At 35.6% G+C, this 16707-nt stretch carries 15 protein-coding genes and 1 pseudogene; 5 read left to right on the top strand and 11 right to left on the bottom strand.

Annotated features, from left to right (window positions below):
* Positions 1-4 precede the first annotated feature (4 nt).
* Entirely contained in the window at positions 5-292 is a 288-nt protein-coding gene (locus J6L97_RS10975; protein WP_054833075.1) for an LPXTG cell wall anchor domain-containing protein, read from the bottom strand.
* A gap of 120 nt (positions 293-412) precedes the next feature.
* Entirely contained in the window at positions 413-2836 is a 2424-nt protein-coding gene (locus J6L97_RS00265) for a mucin-binding protein (protein WP_225907788.1), read from the bottom strand.
* Positions 2837-2995: 159 nt separating this feature from the next.
* Between J6L97_RS00265 and J6L97_RS00260 the strand changes: the two genes are divergently transcribed.
* Positions 2996-3853 (top strand): IS982 family transposase, encoded by an 858-nt coding sequence (locus tag J6L97_RS00260; protein ID WP_118992340.1) that lies wholly within the window; start codon positions 2996-2998, stop codon positions 3851-3853.
* Here the strand turns inward: J6L97_RS00260 and J6L97_RS00255 are convergent.
* Positions 3850-4572 (bottom strand): YSIRK-type signal peptide-containing protein, encoded by a 723-nt coding sequence (locus J6L97_RS00255; protein ID WP_081036438.1) that lies wholly within the window; start codon positions 4570-4572, stop codon positions 3850-3852. The two genes, J6L97_RS00260 and J6L97_RS00255, sit on opposite strands and share 4 nt — an antisense overlap.
* Before the next feature lie 770 nt (positions 4573-5342).
* The gene (locus tag J6L97_RS00250) at positions 5343-6569 is read right to left on the bottom strand and encodes an IS110 family RNA-guided transposase (protein ID WP_057727026.1); all 1227 of its coding nucleotides are present in this window, start codon (positions 6567-6569) and stop codon (positions 5343-5345) included.
* A gap of 256 nt (positions 6570-6825) precedes the next feature.
* Between J6L97_RS00250 and J6L97_RS00245 the strand changes: the two genes are divergently transcribed.
* Together J6L97_RS00245 and J6L97_RS00240 are read left to right on the top strand one after the other, a co-directional pair.
* On the top strand, positions 6826-7113 hold the full coding sequence (locus tag J6L97_RS00245) for a helix-turn-helix domain-containing protein (protein ID WP_318780430.1): 288 nt from the start codon (positions 6826-6828) through the stop codon (positions 7111-7113).
* Positions 7114-7211: 98 nt separating this feature from the next.
* Positions 7212-7771, top strand: a pseudogene (locus J6L97_RS00240) (cob(I)yrinic acid a,c-diamide adenosyltransferase).
* 67 nt (positions 7772-7838) lie between these two features.
* Here J6L97_RS00240 and J6L97_RS00235 read toward each other — a convergent pair.
* The 3 genes from J6L97_RS00235 to J6L97_RS00225 all read right to left on the bottom strand — a co-directional run bounded on the left by J6L97_RS00235 (position 7839) and on the right by J6L97_RS00225 (position 10193).
* Entirely contained in the window at positions 7839-8612 is a 774-nt protein-coding gene (locus J6L97_RS00235; protein ID WP_054833034.1) for a putative ABC transporter permease, read from the bottom strand.
* A 98-nt stretch (positions 8613-8710) separates the two neighbouring features.
* Positions 8711-9778 carry a hypothetical protein gene (locus J6L97_RS00230; protein WP_057727027.1) on the bottom strand — a complete coding sequence of 356 codons (1068 nt, stop codon included), beginning with the start codon at positions 9776-9778 and terminating at the stop codon, positions 8711-8713.
* A gap of 145 nt (positions 9779-9923) precedes the next feature.
* Positions 9924-10193, bottom strand: coding sequence for a hypothetical protein (locus tag J6L97_RS00225; RefSeq protein ID WP_225907787.1), 270 nt, complete (start codon positions 10191-10193; stop codon positions 9924-9926).
* 472 nt (positions 10194-10665) lie between these two features.
* Here J6L97_RS00225 and J6L97_RS00220 point away from each other — a divergent pair, with 472 nt between their 5' ends.
* A complete protein-coding gene (locus J6L97_RS00220; protein WP_005728142.1) occupies positions 10666-11844 on the top strand; it encodes an IS256 family transposase in 1179 nt (392 codons plus the stop codon).
* 34 nt (positions 11845-11878) lie between these two features.
* Here J6L97_RS00220 and J6L97_RS11315 read toward each other — a convergent pair whose 3' ends face one another.
* The 4 genes from J6L97_RS11315 to J6L97_RS00205 are packed head-to-tail and all read right to left on the bottom strand — an operon-like array spanning position 11879 to position 15343.
* The gene (locus J6L97_RS11315; protein WP_005729237.1) at positions 11879-12418 is read right to left on the bottom strand and encodes a CPBP family glutamic-type intramembrane protease; all 540 of its coding nucleotides are present in this window, start codon (positions 12416-12418) and stop codon (positions 11879-11881) included.
* A complete protein-coding gene (locus J6L97_RS00215; protein WP_005721911.1) occupies positions 12396-13712 on the bottom strand; it encodes a YcaO-like family protein in 1317 nt (438 codons plus the stop codon). Before J6L97_RS00215 ends, J6L97_RS11315 begins: the two co-directional genes overlap by 23 nt.
* Positions 13693-14637: a hypothetical protein gene (locus J6L97_RS00210; protein ID WP_005729239.1), complete on the bottom strand. Its 945-nt coding sequence runs from the start codon at positions 14635-14637 to the stop codon at positions 13693-13695. The genes J6L97_RS00215 and J6L97_RS00210 overlap by 20 nt, the downstream gene beginning before the upstream one ends.
* A complete protein-coding gene (locus J6L97_RS00205) occupies positions 14630-15343 on the bottom strand; it encodes a SagB family peptide dehydrogenase (protein WP_223876397.1) in 714 nt (237 codons plus the stop codon). The genes J6L97_RS00210 and J6L97_RS00205 overlap by 8 nt, the downstream gene beginning before the upstream one ends.
* 177 nt (positions 15344-15520) lie before the next feature.
* On the opposite strand from J6L97_RS00205, the gene J6L97_RS00200 reads away from it, so the two are divergent.
* The gene (locus J6L97_RS00200; RefSeq protein ID WP_005728142.1) at positions 15521-16699 is read left to right on the top strand and encodes an IS256 family transposase; all 1179 of its coding nucleotides are present in this window, start codon (positions 15521-15523) and stop codon (positions 16697-16699) included.
* Positions 16700-16707 lie beyond the last annotated feature (8 nt).

Raw genomic sequence — 16707 nt, 5'->3', positions numbered from 1 at the left:
AAAATTACTGTCTCTCACGTTTCTTCCAGCCTAAACCTAACATCCCGAGGGTAGCTGTTAAGACACCTAAGATTCCTAAGCGGTTTTCAGCTTCTCCAGTATGTGGCAACTTTTGCGCTTGAGCTGATTGAGCTACTGGCGCTGGAGTTTGGCCCTGAGTATTAGCCGTTGCAGTGCCCTTGCCATTTTCTGTCACTTGGTCTTCAGCTTGTGGCTTTTGGCCCTGATCATTGTTTTGCTCTGGCGTAGTTGGCTTGTTAGCCGTTGCAGTGCCCTTGCCATTTTCTGTCACTTGGTCTTCAGCTTGTGGCTTTTGACCTTGATCGTTAGTTTGTGGCTTTTGGCCCTGATCATTGTTTTGCTCTGGCGTAGTTGGCTTGTTAGCCGTGTAGTTGATCTCAACCGTTGTGTCTTAGGTATCAGCCGTCACGTCTGTTTGTTCTACTTTGGCAATGTTTGGAGTGTATCCTGCATGTTCTGGAGCAACGAATTCTTCCCAACTGCCAGTAGTCCATTCACCATCCTTGACCACTTCGCCTGTTGCCAAATCAACTTCGTTAGTCCGGTTCAAGGTTACTGTTTGCTTGATGCTCTCATGACTACCATCTGGATGAGTAACGTTGATTGTCCGAGTGATCGTCTTTTCTTCGACTTGTTGCCCATGCTTGTGCTTCAAGTGCACAATGACATCTTCATTGTTTTCGGCAGCGAAAGTATATTCTGCTTCTGGTGTTCCAACCAGTTCATACTTGCTTTCATCTGGATTTGCAATGTTAGTAGCTACCGTCTCGCCGGTCTTCCCGTTCAACATCTCTGTCTTGATTGGATCCCCATTGTTATCGTCATCAACGTAGATCACGTGGGTTTGTTGGTCATTAGCCGCGTAGTTGATCTCAACCGTCGTGTCTTGAGTATCTTTAGTAACTGTTGCTTCTTCGACTTGGACCACGTCTGGAGTGTATCCCTTAAAGTCTGGAGCTGAGTATGTTTCCCACTTAGCAGTAGACCATTTACCCGCAGATTTGATTTGCCCAGTAGTTGCATCAAGAATCACTTCCCGTGTCAATGTTGCTTTTTGGGTAACTGTTTGGTCAGTTCCGTTTGGCGCGTGGACGATAATGGTCCGGGTAATATCCTTGGTTTCTTGCTTAACATCATCGACATAAACCTTGCGGCTATCGCTAACCACAACTCCGTCGGCATAAGTATGACTGTAAGTTACAGTGTATACCCCGGCTTTTGTCAAGTCCACTTTGTCAGCTTTAACGGTCGTAGTCGCACCCGGAGCTTGGTATTCGTAACTAATATTGACGTCCGTCTTTGGTAACTGATCAAGTTCTTCCCGTGACTTCCGTGCTCCTGGGTCATCGGCACCATAAATAGCGTCGATCATAGAAGTAGTATCCCAAGCACCAGCATTTGGATCAGCTCGATAGTATTGATCCTTGTTCAAGATCAAAGCAGGAACGGCTTGAACTTGAATAGTCCAAATCGATGAGGAATCAATTGGTTTACCATCAATAAACTTGGCCAATGGCAAGGTACTGTAGGCATAGAATGGCATCTGTTGTGCTTGACCATTGTTGTTAGCAAATTTTACTGTATAGCCGTGTTGAGTAAAAATTTTCTGAATTTCTTGGAGGTCAACAAAGTACTGAGCCGTTCCATAGATAACAGTTGGTAGCTCACTGATTAGCAACGGATCCGTGTTGAATACGCCCTTGTATACTGGGAAATTACTGATCTTTACTGCATCCCAACCATTTGGCATATCAGGTGCGATCTCTTTAACGTATTTCCAATTTGATTGACCAGGTTCTTCACTTATGAATTCAGCCGGAAGCAAGATTACCTGTTTAATTTGACTCAAGTCCATGCGCACAGTTGTGAAGTAGAGTTTAACCGAAACATCTTTTCTAGCTTCAGATTTAAATTCTAAGGATTGAACTCGATCAGAAAGTTTCCCAATATACTTAACAGGAACAACTACTTCAATTGTATCGCCCGGCTTGAAAGCGGCTGCATTCATATTGATGCCAACGAGGTTATCTACCGATCCGTTATGGTTCTTAAGAAAATCTTCCCAACTCCAATAGAGTCTCCCACTAGTATTCTCTCTATAACCCCCGTTGTTATAAGACCAACCCTGTTGACTCTTCAAACGGATACCATCAGCACCTATACGACTAGCATCAACCACTAGAGTCTTACCATCAGCAAAGCTTGCTGAAATACCGGCCGCTACTTCTTCGTCACCATTACGGTAAATCATATGGTATTCCAAGGTATTTAGATCAATCTGATCAACATTGATAATCGACTCAGACTTACCATTGGCAGCCACATATCCAGTTACATAGGTCTTACCATCTCTCCCTTTAGCTGTATAGTATGCAACATATTCACCATGCTCCGTTTTATACCAGTCTGTAGCAGTAGCTAACGGATTGTTATAGATACCGGTAGTAACTGACTCTTTATCAGTAGTTGGAGCTTCTGGAGTATCGATTTTCTCTGGGTGTAATTCAACGAAGCCAAATCCCATATTAGCGTTTGGGTGCCCGTAATCTACAACTTGAATATTATTAAATTGTTTTTCACCATCAGTTCTACCAATATATTTTAGTGGAGCAGTTAATGTGAAGTTAGTCCCGGCCTTTAAATTGTTGCCAATTTTAAGAGCGTTCATCGCACTCATATCTTGGCCTTCTTTAAGCCATTCATCATAGGTTTTATACTTTCCCCATCCTGGTGTTAACGTATAGGCTACTTTTTCACCTGTATCTGTAGTGAAAGTTAAACCATCTTTACCAATTCTACTGGTATCTAACCGCAACGATTCTCCCCAGTTTACAATGAAGTTTTGGACCCGATCCTTTAAAACCTGATATTTAATATACGCGTGGTGCTAGTTAAATCGTTTTAGTTAATAAAAAAATCCAATCTTGTTAGACTCGACTTGTAAATAGTAATAATAGAAAAGAGTCTGATCTGATTGAACTGCCTTAAGCTTAAGCGTTTTAGCCACCATTTACAAGTTAGTTTTAAAGATTTAGTGATAATTTGTCGGCACTGGTATCGTTTGTATGCACCGGCTGAGTTTACTCATCGGCGAAATATTGATCAAATTAAAACTACGGACAGTCTGATTTTGGCTTTACTTATCTGGCAAGCTAAGACAGGAATTGAATCACAAAGAAGATTCTGTGAATGTTTCAATTGTTTATCACACTCACGTTTTAATCGGCGTTCACGTCAGCTATTGCAATTGATTTATCAGATACGGCAAGAAATGAATAAAAAGGTTGACCTGAATGGACATTTCTTGATCATTGACAGCTTTCCGGTACCTGTTTGCCAACCAATTCGCAACTATCGTGCTAAAATTTTTCGCGGTTATGCCAACATTGGTTATAAGGCCACCAAGAAAATTTACTTCTATGGTTTCAAAGTTCATGCCATTGTTAGCGATGACGGTTACATTCTTGATTATGTCGTAACAAAAGCATCAGTTCATGATGCCAAGGAGACAGTTGAACTGATGGAAAATGCACATCCATCTAATTACTATCTTCTTGGCGACGAAGGCTATTTAGGCAAAGAACTGCATCAACAGCTAAAACAAATGGGTTATGAACTTTGGACACCATATCGTAAAAATATGACAGGAGCTAAAAAGCACAATGATCATCAATTGATGGCTATTCGCAGAACAATTGAAAGCGACTTTTCGCTTCTGACCTATTACAATGCCGAGAACAATCGAGCACGTAGTCTGATAGGCTTTCAAAGCCGGTTGGAAATTGCAATTTTAGCTTATAATTTGGCTTATTGTCTAGAAAGATTTAACTAGCACCACGCGTATTTAATATGTAATTCCAGGCTATTAGGATCCATCCGATTAGTATAGATTTCTGAATAAAGGCGCTTCTTAAAGTCTGCATAAGAACTGACGTAATTCTTTTGGTCAGTCCCCTTAACGGTAATGTAGACCTGGGCCCGCTCAGTAGATGTTTCAAGCCAAGTTTTTTCCAAACTATCCTTGTCATTGATAATAGCAGTATTAGCTGAGTTATCTGGAACCGTTGGATCTGGTGTTTCAGGATCTGGTGTTTCAGCCTTCCTTACTGGTAGTGCAGCCCGTACCCGTCCAAGCTTCTTTAGTGTTGTTGCGCCGTTAGCCGGCGTTACTTCAGTATCTTTTTTGCCGACATTGGTAGTATTTTGCGTAGTTTCATTCGCATTTGTCTGCTTGCCTTGGTCTTGCGTAGTATCTTGGGTATTTGTTGCTACTACTTTTTCTTCAGCATTAGTTGTGGTTGCTGGTTCAGCAAATGAGTTGTCACTGCCCTTTTGAACAGCTGCTTCAGGATCAGTGTTTTGACCTTGAGTACTTGGCTTACTATTATCTTTATCTTGACTAGAAGATTGAACAGCAGTACCAGTACTTTCACCTGCGTTAGTAGCTGCAAGTACCTTTGGAGAGCTCATCAGTATCCCTGATCCAATCATCACTGAGGCCAAGCCGACTGACAGTTTTCTTAGTGTATATTTTGGGACTCTTTCTAACATGATCTTTCTCCTCCTATCATAAGGCACTATATTTCAGTGCCTAATAATTTTTACATTATTATAACACTTATAATATAACATAGAGCTATTACCTTTGATAGATAAAATCACTTAGAACTAAATAAAAAATAACACCCATTAAAAAATAAAAATCTCTGAAACAATTTTGTTTAAGAATTTTCCAGTGTAATAAGCTACGACTGCTGCGTCGGGTAATGTCATGATTAATGGTTTGAAGCATCTGACCAATGATGGCGTCATCAGTACAATAAATTTTTTGATCATAGTCTAAGAACCATACTGGTTACGTGCTGATATTCTTTTTCTCTTCAAGAGAGCTGTACAGGTGATAGATGTTCTAGTAGGTCTAACGTAGTACGAGCATCCATTTTAGTTCTCTTAATGACTCTATCTGTATCGGAATCAATGGTATCATAGGCTTTATGCCAAGCCTTGCCTATAGTTTCTAGGCGACTAAAAAACTCTTCCATGGACTTGGGCTGCCCTTCAAAAACAGGAAATTCAAAAAGATCATCCTGAATGATATAGTCCTACTTTAGTAGACAGTACAAATATATAAAATTGTACTATCTATGAAAGCAGGACTTTTTCTACGTAAAGTCAAGCGCAATAAGGTGTTTGGCTTTATTTTTTACCTAAATTTTGTCATGAGTATCTTTTAGTGGCGATTTATTTTTTTAGAAAGCATACTAAATAAGCCCACCTCTATATTTAATTTATGGGCTTAGCGTTATAATGTACTTGATCAATTAATTACGACTAAAGTCTTTTTGGTTATGTGTGGCTACGTTGTAATCATATGGTTGATCATTGATAATCAGGGCATAAATGGTTCTGATTAGTTTATGAATTGAAGCAATAGCTATCTTTTTGAACCCTTTGGTTTGAGAGGATAGCTTTTTGCTTTCATAATAATCTGCTATATGACACGGATTTGTCTTAGCTGCATTATCAATTTGTCCAATAGCTCGATAAAGCAACTTACGTGCGACTGCATTGCCATGTTTAGTAATACTTAAATTAGAGTCCATTTCTCCTGACTGATATCTGCCTGGATCAATTCCGATAAAAGCATTGATTTTATTAGGATTACTAAATCTGCGTAAATCTCCTAACTCTGCTAAAACTCTGACAGCAGTGGTCTGTGCAAAGCCTGGAATGCTTTCTAGGTTTTCTAAATCATGATTGGGCAAAGACTTCGCTAACTTAACCATTCTTGCGATTAAATTTTCTCTTTGATCACTTAAATTAAGCGATCTGTGTGCATAATACTGCACTTGCTCGACTTCTATGCTAGAGCAAGATACAACTGGATAAGCTTGATAAGCTAATTCAATTAATTTATCTGCAGTCCTTAGAGCGTGTTTAAAAGCAATCCCCTTTAAGCTCATTAACCAGTTAATAAGCTGTTTTTTATCTTCTCTTCTTACTAAGTCACAATGAGGATATCGCACAACTATTTGCCAGTAATTTTTACCTTTAGCAGAAGAAAATAGATTTTCAATTTCAGGAAAAGTCGATTGTAGAGCTTGGTGAAGTCGATTTTTAGCCATTACTAAGTCAGCTGTTAACTGGTCATAGAAACGACTCAAAACATTAAGCTGCTTATAAGTTTGAGATTGAAGTTGATTAATTGGATGATGATATAGTCTTTGAATTAAGACTAAATGATAAGCATCAGTTTTATCAGTCTTATTATGACGTAGTCCCATATCCATTTCTTTTTTAGCTTTAAGAGGATTAAGAATTACATAATCATAGCCATAGTCTTCCAGAAAAGATTGCAGTGTACGTGAATAAACACCGGTAGCTTCAAAAATAATTTGCGGATGTTTAGAAAAAGCGGTTAATTCATGAAGCAATTGAATAAAACCAGGACGATTATTAGTAATGGTTAGTTCATTTTTGCTTTCACCAATTAGTTCACAAACAGTAGAAGTAGACTTGCTTACATCAATTCCAAAAGTAACTTGCATAATAAAAACCTCCAAAACTTAGTAGTAAAACGTATTTACTTAAGAAATCAGATCTAATTTTCTAAACTCGACATCTAGTGTCCACATTCTTCGAAGAGACTATTGAAAACTTAAGTAAAACTGCCAGTTTTGTATACGACATCAAGTGTCTAAAGACCTCAGGGCATATCGTTTTACTACTACTTTAATTCTACAAAAGAATAAAAATAGTGAATCAATTATCCCGTCGGATAACTAATTCACTATTTAGCTTAGAATGTTTTGTATGTCTAGAAAAAGTAAATTTAGCTATGAAGCTAAGCTTAAAGCAGTTAAACAATACATAAGTGGCGAAGCATCACCTGCTTCAATTGCGAAAGTTTTAGGAGCTGGCAGGACTACACTGCGCCAATGGGTATATGCATTTAAGGATCAAGGGCCAGAAGCATTAAGACCGCATAAATATAATGGGTTACGTATATGGCTTGTTGATCAATTTCGGCATGTCAATTTGGGGTGGCTGGTCATCCTTTTTAGGTTATGTTGCGGGAAGTTTCTTATTTGATACTTACCATTGTCTGGGCAATTTTGGTTTCTATTTTGTTTTGTACAAACCATTGACTCTTGCCCTAAACAATTACAAACGAAAAGCAGGAATCAGCTATGATTAAAATTTACACTAAAGTTGGTGACAAAGGTTTAACTAAGCAAGTTACTGGCAAAATGGTGCCTAAATATGACCTCCAAATTGAAGCTCTAGGTGACGTAGATGAATTGCAATCCTACTTAGGTGTAGTAATTGCAACTTATCTAAAAACTGTCTGCAACTTAAAGATGAGCTGCAAGACGTACAACGCAACCTTTACCAATTACAAGCTGATATCGTGGTAAAGCATCATCAAGAAATCACCCATGAAACAGTGCAGCAACTCGAACATCGCATTGATCAACTAACGCCCCAAATTCCTTCCATTCCTGAATTTATTCTGCCAGGTGGTAAAGCCACTGGTGCCAATCTTCAGTATGCCAGGACAGTCGCTCGACGCACCGAACGGGCATTGGTCAAATTAAGTTTAAATGAACAGGAATTATCAGATGACGTATTAAAATACATCAATCGATTATCTGATTACCTTTTCACCCTTGGACGCTATGCCAACGTTTTAGATAACTACATCGAAATAAAAAGTAAAAAACGTGAACCAAATAGAATTAATGGATAAGAAAAAGTCGGATGACCTAATATGGTCATCCGACTTTTTTCAATCCCACAAAATAAGATTATGTTAGTTAGCTTTCTTTCTTCAAGACTTCTTTCTTAATTTCCATGAACTTAGGAGCATCAGTAACTTTTAATTTTGGAAAGCTCTTCAAGTAGCGCTTATGATTCCAGCTTAATCGTTGCGGTTGTAATTCATCATAGTGCTGCATCACTGAGTGGTGCCAATCACCAACCCGCAATTTTCCTTTCTCAGGCATATGACTTTCTACTTTAGTTCTAACTCGCTCAATAAAGTGGTCAATATGCACATCCCACATCTTAGTTGTAGTATGGAATCTCTCGACACTGATTACTGTTAATACTAAGTCAATACCCATAACAATGGTAATACCCACAGCTAGCCAGCCATGAGTTATCTTTTCTTCATTATTAATGAGCTTCTGAATGATTGGCTGAATAAATTTTACTAATAAAACTACACCAACGCCCCAAAATAATGAAATCATTGGGGCCACTCGACCTTGAATGTTACCCCATAATTTTGAATAATCCCAAAGCTTCATGTGAAAGATTGTCTCTAATAGCCAACTAGCCACAAATTCGAAAATAGTGGCAACGATAGTCCCTACTATAAATAAAAGGAGCAGGTTATCTCGCACGTCTTTGGTACAAATTAAAATTGTAGTAACGGCGAACCCATACACGGGGCAGTAAGGACCAAACAGAAATCCCCGATAATCATAATGGTGGTCTTTGATCGAACAATAAAAGGTTTCCCAAAGCCAGCCGATAACTGAATAAGTAAAAAATAAAACAATAATTTCTGAAATAGTGTACGGCATGTTTGTTTCTCTTTCATGATACAAGTTTATCTATCTCAATAATACGTGAAAGAGTCTATTTTGGCTATTGAAAATCCGTATTTTAGTACAAATATAGATTATTTTAAGAATTTTGTTCGAACTGTCCACCCTGCAATTATTAAAATTATGCCCAATACGCTGAGCATAACACCGGCAGTTTCACCAGCTTTAGGTAATTTTGCCTTAGTTTCTGATGTGTCACTTTTAGGGAGTGTGACATGAGTATCGTGTTTTTGCGACTTAGGCGAGATAGTACTTGCATTGTCCTTAATCTCGTCTTTATCTAGAGTAGTTTTTACTGAATCAGAATCTATTTTAGCCGTGGATTTTACCTCGTTAGCCTTAGTATCAAAACCAGTCAAGCCTTTGACAGTTGGAGTGCGTGAAAGGTTTGTATTTTCTGGGGAAGCTTGCTGCTTTTGATCTTTGACCTGTCCTTGAACTTTTTCACCTCCTTTATCTGAAGTAGTTTCTTTTTTATTAATAATCAGCTCTGCTAGACGTTTAAGCCAATCTTCAGAGCGTTCTTCATTATTTTTAGATTTTTTAATTAACGAAATTTGATTATCATCTCTAAACGTAGATTTATGTGGCGCTTCAATGTTAAAATTCTTATTACTTCGATCGTATTTAATTTCTTGCTCGTATTCTTGAACTCGATCATCGCCCAAAGTAAAGGACTGACTCACCCTAAGATAATTAGGCTCATTAGGCTCTGCTTCCACCTTGGTTCGATACTTAATCAAAATTGTGCTCTCTGAATACTTCTTAGCAGGAAATTCAGCTGTTAATTTGTTTTTCTTCAATTTAACTAAACTAGAATTTTGAATAAAATTATCATTCTTTATTACTTCAATCGTATCTGGATCTAGAACTAAGCCTTCTGGAATTAAATTTTCCAACTTCAAATCACCAGTATATTTTTCTTTCTTGGGATTCAGCCTTATTTCCCAGGTAATAAAATTTGTCTCTTGGTCATAATGACCTGCCAAACTATTATCAAACTGGTCTTTTGGCTTCTCTTTTTTGTCAGTAACTGCAATCTTAGGCGTTGTTTCGTTTTGCTCTATTGCCGCATTTACTGCGATATTTTCTTTAATTAATAAGGCAGCTAAGACTGCGCTTCCGATCAATAACTTTTTCATTCATTTTCCCTCACTTCAAACTTGATCAAAGAGAATATATCTGAATTAAAATATTAAAGATAATGTTTTGACAACGAAAAAAACAAAAAGCCGACTTTTGTACCCAATAAGTGGAACAAAAGTCGACTTTTTGTATCATAAATTACTATTTTTTTCCTAACCAATGCAGGTTGCGTTTATTCTTTTTTCGCCAAGCAAGTTCAACTAAAAAACTAATAATTAACAAAGCAATTACTGAAATCCAAGTTAAAGTTTCGTGGTTGAGAATTGTCTGAATAAACAACAAAGCAAACAAAGCTAGATTCAATACAACAGAGCAAATCAAAATCCAGCGCTTGGCCCCAGTTTGTCCTGCAATGCGCAAGTGGCCTAAGTTAACCATGGCATACACCAATAAAAAGGCTAGGCTGGCCATCTCACCAACAGCTGATAATGGGAAAATTTCGCAAACATTCCTAAAACCAAATCATATAAAGAATTGTAGCAAATTACTGTTACGAGTCTTTTTTATTGCACAAAAAAGACATGGCTTTTAAACCATGTCTAACACATTTGTTATGCTGACTAGAAGCGTAAAAGGCTTAACAATTTTTGCTTTTAAAATTAGCACTCTTTAGGATTTTTCTAGAAACCGTGTGGCACATATTGTTATATACGTAATACAAGTCAATATCAAAAAATAACTTTATACATATCTTTTTTGTGTAAATACACATATAAATTAAAAATTATGTGTAAACATATTATTAACAATAAGAGACTGTAAAATAGTTTGTGTAAGGATGAATGATTCCTTAAATTTATTTCTTTAAACATTAGAAAAAGGAGTTCCTTTCTCGTATGATTGGTTTGAACAAAAAAACACATACAGAAAGAAGAACTCCTTCATGAATGATTTTACCAAAGATTTTGCTCAAGCTCTATTCAATCCAGACAAAATAAATGATTTATTGCGCAAAGAGCTACAACAGGCTGTTAATAACTTGCTAGAAGCTGAGTTGACTGCCTTTCTAGGCTATGATCCCTATGCCAGAAATGGCTGGAATACTGGCAATTCTAGAAATGGTGCTTATTTCCGCAAGGTTGATACCCAGTTTGGACCAATTGAAGTGCAAGTGCCTCGAGACCGCAACGGTCAGTTTCATCAGCACACGCTGCCTGACTACAAGCAGCACTCTGATGTTTTGGAAAGCACGATTATCAAGCTATACTCCAAAGGCGTAACTACCAGAGAAATCGCTGACTTGATTGAGAAAATGTATGGCAGTCATTATAGTCCAGCTCAAGTATCAAATATTTCCAAGCAGATGCTCCCCAAGATTGAGGCTTATCACAAGCGCAAGCTAAGCGACAAGTTTTTCTGTGTCTATTTGGATGCGACATACCTTCCTTTGCGCCGAGAAACGTTTGAGCGTGAAGCAGTATATATTGCCATTGGCATTAAACCTAATGGACATAAGGAAGTCATTGACTACTGCATTGCTCCTAGTGAGAACATTGAAGTTTGGACAGAGATGCTTCAAAACATGAAGTCCAGAGGCTTGAAGCAAGTTGAGCTTTTTCTTTCTGATGGTGTTGTTGGCATGAAAACAGCCTTGGCCAGGACTTATCCTAAAGCTCATTTTCAACGCTGCCTGGTTCATGTCATGCGCAATATCTGCGCTAAAGTACGCGTCGACGATCGTGAAAAGATCATGAACGAATTCAAGCAGATACATCAACAGACAAGCAAAAAAGAAGCTGCAGCTGTCTTGCACAAATTCTATGCCAAATGGAATAAAGCTTATAGCCATGTCATCAAAGGTTTGAAGGAAATTGAGCCCGATCTGCTAGTCTTCTACAATTATCCCAAACAAATCAGAGCTTCAATTTATTCAACCAATATGATTGAATCCTTTAACAACGTCATCAAGCGTAAAGCTAAGCCTAAGGCAGAATTTCCAACTGAACAGTCGCTTGATGCATTTATTGGCATCCAGGCAATGAGCTACAATGACCGTTATTTCAATCGAATTCATAAAGGCTTTGGTCAGGTTCAGGACACCTTAGAATCCTACTTTGATTAAATAAATAATTAAAAAATCAATTTACGAGAAAGATCTATTTACACAAAAGATTTGACAGTTTCAACAATAAACTTTGAAAAACCAAAAACAACATACTTTGAATAAAGGAAAAAAATAATTTATTAATAGCTTTAAAGCCTAAATAATATATGTGCGAAAATTCAAAGCATAACGTTGCAAATATCATAGCCTGTATTCCAGAAAAGCCTAAAACCGAACAATATTTAAATATAAAGAAACGGTAAACAACTTCTTCAAATATAGGAAAAAAAACTAAAACATAAATAATTGTTTTATTAGCCTTAAAACTTAAGATATTGAATCTTTTATACCTTATAACATACTCAAAAAAATAATACGTAAAAGGAATAATCAATATTAAGATGATTTCAATATACCTATTAAAATTGATCTTTAAAATAATGGTATTTACAATAGCTACAATTACCAAGGTTATTAAATATACTGTTATGCTTTTTCTATGGCTGGACAATATTCTTCTTATTATCAAATATATTCCGCCTGGAAACAAAGTGATGAAAAAAGCTATTTTAAGCCAAAGGATGGGGGACATTATTAATAATACCTCCTATTTTACTGTATCTTGGATGATAATAAGGCGGATAAGACGGTAAAGAAATTGGTAAAAGCTCTGGTATAAATACTCTACATATTTCAAAGTTTTGATTTCTAAATTCTGGAGGCGTAATATTTAAATATCCTGCATACTTAGAGATGCTCTTTAAATTCAAAAGCAAATCTTTTAAATTAGTAACCTTTTTGGACACTCTTAAAATATTCTCTTTTTTGATTAATTTAGGCTTTCCATTTTTAGCATAAAACAATACATTATCGTCTAAATTATTTACATTTAAATCATCTATATTTGTAGAAATCTTTTTAAATTTAGAACCTTCAACCCAACTTTGAGTAAAACAATATTCTAAAACAGTTACACATTCAAAAAAGGATCGTTCAATACACTTATTTAAACAAAATCCTCCTTGAACTCCTACTACATATTTAGGTAGTTTACTATCACTATTACTGGTAATTTCGCAAACAACTACATTAATTGCTTTGTCAAAACTAATATCTATAAAATTAACCGTAAATTTTTTTAAAAACATCCAAAGTCTATTATTGTTTGGGAACAATTCCTTTAATAAGCCTTCTGTATCAATATTTAAATTTTTACCTCTTAGACCTCCATACCACCAAAGATTAAAAGAATCTATTTGTAAGAACTCAACTATGGCATTTTCCAGACTTTTATCAAAGCTTTCTTGCGAAGCAGTTCCTGTTGATGTAGCACTATTTACAATTCTTTTTTCATTTTTAAATATACTGTTGGTATACATAATATAAAACTGAAGCGGAACTAGTACCTTTTTATTAATATCAAATAGTGAATTTAATGCTATCCATCTTATTGGATCTTTTTTAGTTATATAATTTTCTTTATCTTCTTTTGAAAAATAAATATTAATATAATTTAAAGGTACTATATAACAATTAGAATACTTTTTCTGAAGATTTTGATAATCAGAATAAATGATATTATGCTTAATGTTTTGATATAAGACTGAAAAAGAATATCTTTCTGTACTTTCACCTAGAAAAGCCGATAAAGCTTTATTATAAGATAAGCCGTAGCCACTAAGATGATAATTAATCGGGGGAACATAGCCAGGAAAAGCGAATTTTTCAAAATTAGTAAAGTTTGCAGTAATATAATTATAATTCATTACCGGATACGAACTTTCGCCAATAAAGAAAGTATCCTTTTTCCAGATTCCAGTTATAGCGCCACCCAAGATCCGTTGACGCAATAAATTATATTCTAAATTATTCTTGATATTTATCATTACCTAAAACCTCGGCTAAAATATTGCACGCTTTCATATTTTGTTCTTTAAATAAAATATTATTTATAGTAGAACAAACTGAGCAATCACTTTGAATTCTATTCTTATCAAAATTGTATTCATAAGTAGGTAAATAAAAATGAAGAACATTTCCTCGTAGCTCTGTATCAGAGTATAAATTTAGTTCTTCTATCTCTGACTTAATTATAGATATTAATACTCCATAATTTTTTATATCAAATACTTGTTTTTCAGAATCCATTTCTGATACATAATCTTCGATATATCCATCAAATTTTTGTAGTATTTGATTTTCAAGACATTGATAGCAGCCAGTCTCTCCATGTATTATTCTAGTAGCAAATATATTATTATTATCATAAAATCCTATATTATATGGGATACTAATTAATTTAGTTAGCTTGTTGATTCCTTTTAAATAATTTTCATAATACAAAGAACAAACAAAAATCAAATCTACATCTTTGTATTTATTTTTATAGTTTTGAACTATTTTATTTAATTTAGTATTATTTTTTTCTTCAATTAAAATATTTAATGTATCTTGAGTTATAAACTCATCTAATGAGCTAACACATATATTTTCATCTTTTAAATAGTTTTCAAAGAAGTTTTTTGCACTTTCTTCCACAATAAGTGCTACTTTTTTATTTTTATTTCTTATTCCTAAAAATCCAAGCTGAACAAGTTTTTTAAAGTCTGAATACTCTTCATCATCTTCACTAACTTTAATTTCCTGATTTTGTATTAATTGCTTGAATAAACTTACAAACAAAGTACTACTTTCATTTTTACTTATTGTTAAAGTGCTTTTATGAATTATTCCCTTACTTAATATCCATTCGTTTATATTAGAATTAATATGTGTATCTTTTTTTACAAAAAAAATCGTATCGCTATTCATTTCTCCCACAACTTTCAGTAAAAATTATATGCTCATTAACATGATCTAAATTACAAATATCTTCAATAAATCTTTTGTTATATCCTGCAATTGGACATGACCCAAAACCACATGCTGTAGTTACTAAGGAAAAATTTTGCGCCATCATTCCCGCTTCAATCAAAATATTAGCTAAAGATAGCTCACCATATTTTAAATATGTAGAACTAATCGCATATTTATAAAATACAAAAAAGCTACTATTTTTAACATCAATGTTACTTCCTACAAATAATTTATTAATATCGATTTGAGTTTTAATATTTAGTGGTAATAAGGAATGATACATTGGCTGATATAAATACAGCCCCTTTTTCAATCCATCCACCTTATTTATATATATAATCACTGAAATTGGATATAGAGCACCTCCAGAAGCGTAATATCGCATACTTGCGACTATTCCACCAAAATTCTCTTTTCTTCCCGAGATTCCAAATGAATACATCAATATTGTGGACAATTCTCGTAAATCACATGATAAGCCTATATAATTTCTAACACTTTTTCTTTTCTTTAGAACCTGCTGTAACTTATTTTTTATTCTCAATGGCTTAGGTAGCAAAATAGTTTCATCATTTTCTATTTCGTTATACTGTTCTACACTGTTCATTAAGGATGCAAAATTTCCATAATTATATTGATGCATACTCTTAAAATCATTCAATCGCTGATGGTTCATATTAAGTAAGTATGTCAGCATCTCAGAATTAGAGACTGTAAAATAGTTTGTGTAAGGATGAATGATTCCTTAAATTTATTTCTTTAAACATTAGAAAAAGGAGTTCCTTTCTCGTATGATTGGTTTGAACAAAAAAACACATACAGAAAGAAGAACTCCTTCATGAATGATTTTACCAAAGATTTTGCTCAAGCTCTATTCAATCCAGACAAAATAAATGATTTATTGCGCAAAGAGCTACAACAGGCTGTTAATAACTTGCTAGAAGCTGAGTTGACTGCCTTTCTAGGCTATGATCCCTATGCCAGAAATGGCTGGAATACTGGCAATTCTAGAAATGGTGCTTATTTCCGCAAGGTTGATACCCAGTTTGGACCAATTGAAGTGCAAGTGCCTCGAGACCGCAACGGTCAGTTTCATCAGCACACGCTGCCTGACTACAAGCAGCACTCTGATGTTTTGGAAAGCACGATTATCAAGCTATACTCCAAAGGCGTAACTACCAGAGAAATCGCTGACTTGATTGAGAAAATGTATGGCAGTCATTATAGTCCAGCTCAAGTATCAAATATTTCCAAGCAGATGCTCCCCAAGATTGAGGCTTATCACAAGCGCAAGCTAAGCGACAAGTTTTTCTGTGTCTATTTGGATGCGACATACCTTCCTTTGCGCCGAGAAACGTTTGAGCGTGAAGCAGTATATATTGCCATTGGCATTAAACCTAATGGACATAAGGAAGTCATTGACTACTGCATTGCTCCTAGTGAGAACATTGAAGTTTGGACAGAGATGCTTCAAAACATGAAGTCCAGAGGCTTGAAGCAAGTTGAGCTTTTTCTTTCTGATGGTGTTGTTGGCATGAAAACAGCCTTGGCCAGGACTTATCCTAAAGCTCATTTTCAACGCTGCCTGGTTCATGTCATGCGCAATATCTGCGCTAAAGTACGCGTCGACGATCGTGAAAAGATCATGAACGAATTCAAGCAGATACATCAACAGACAAGCAAAAAAGAAGCTGCAGCTGTCTTGCACAAATTCTATGCCAAATGGAATAAAGCTTATAGCCATGTCATCAAAGGTTTGAAGGAAATTGAGCCCGATCTGCTAGTCTTCTACAATTATCCCAAACAAATCAGAGCTTCAATTTATTCAACCAATATGATTGAATCCTTTAACAACGTCATCAAGCGTAAAGCTAAGCCTAAGGCAGAATTTCCAACTGAACAGTCGCTTGATGCATTTATTGGCATCCAGGCAATGAGCTACAATGACCGTTATTTCAATCGAATTCATAAAGGCTTTGGTCAGGTTCAGGACACCTTAGAATCCTACTTTGATTAAATAAATAA

This window comes from Lactobacillus crispatus (assembly GCF_018987235.1).
Taxonomy (GTDB): Bacteria; Bacillota; Bacilli; order Lactobacillales; family Lactobacillaceae; genus Lactobacillus; species Lactobacillus crispatus.
Note: the sequence above shows the minus strand (reverse complement) of the source record. Positions and strands in the feature narration are given on the sequence as shown.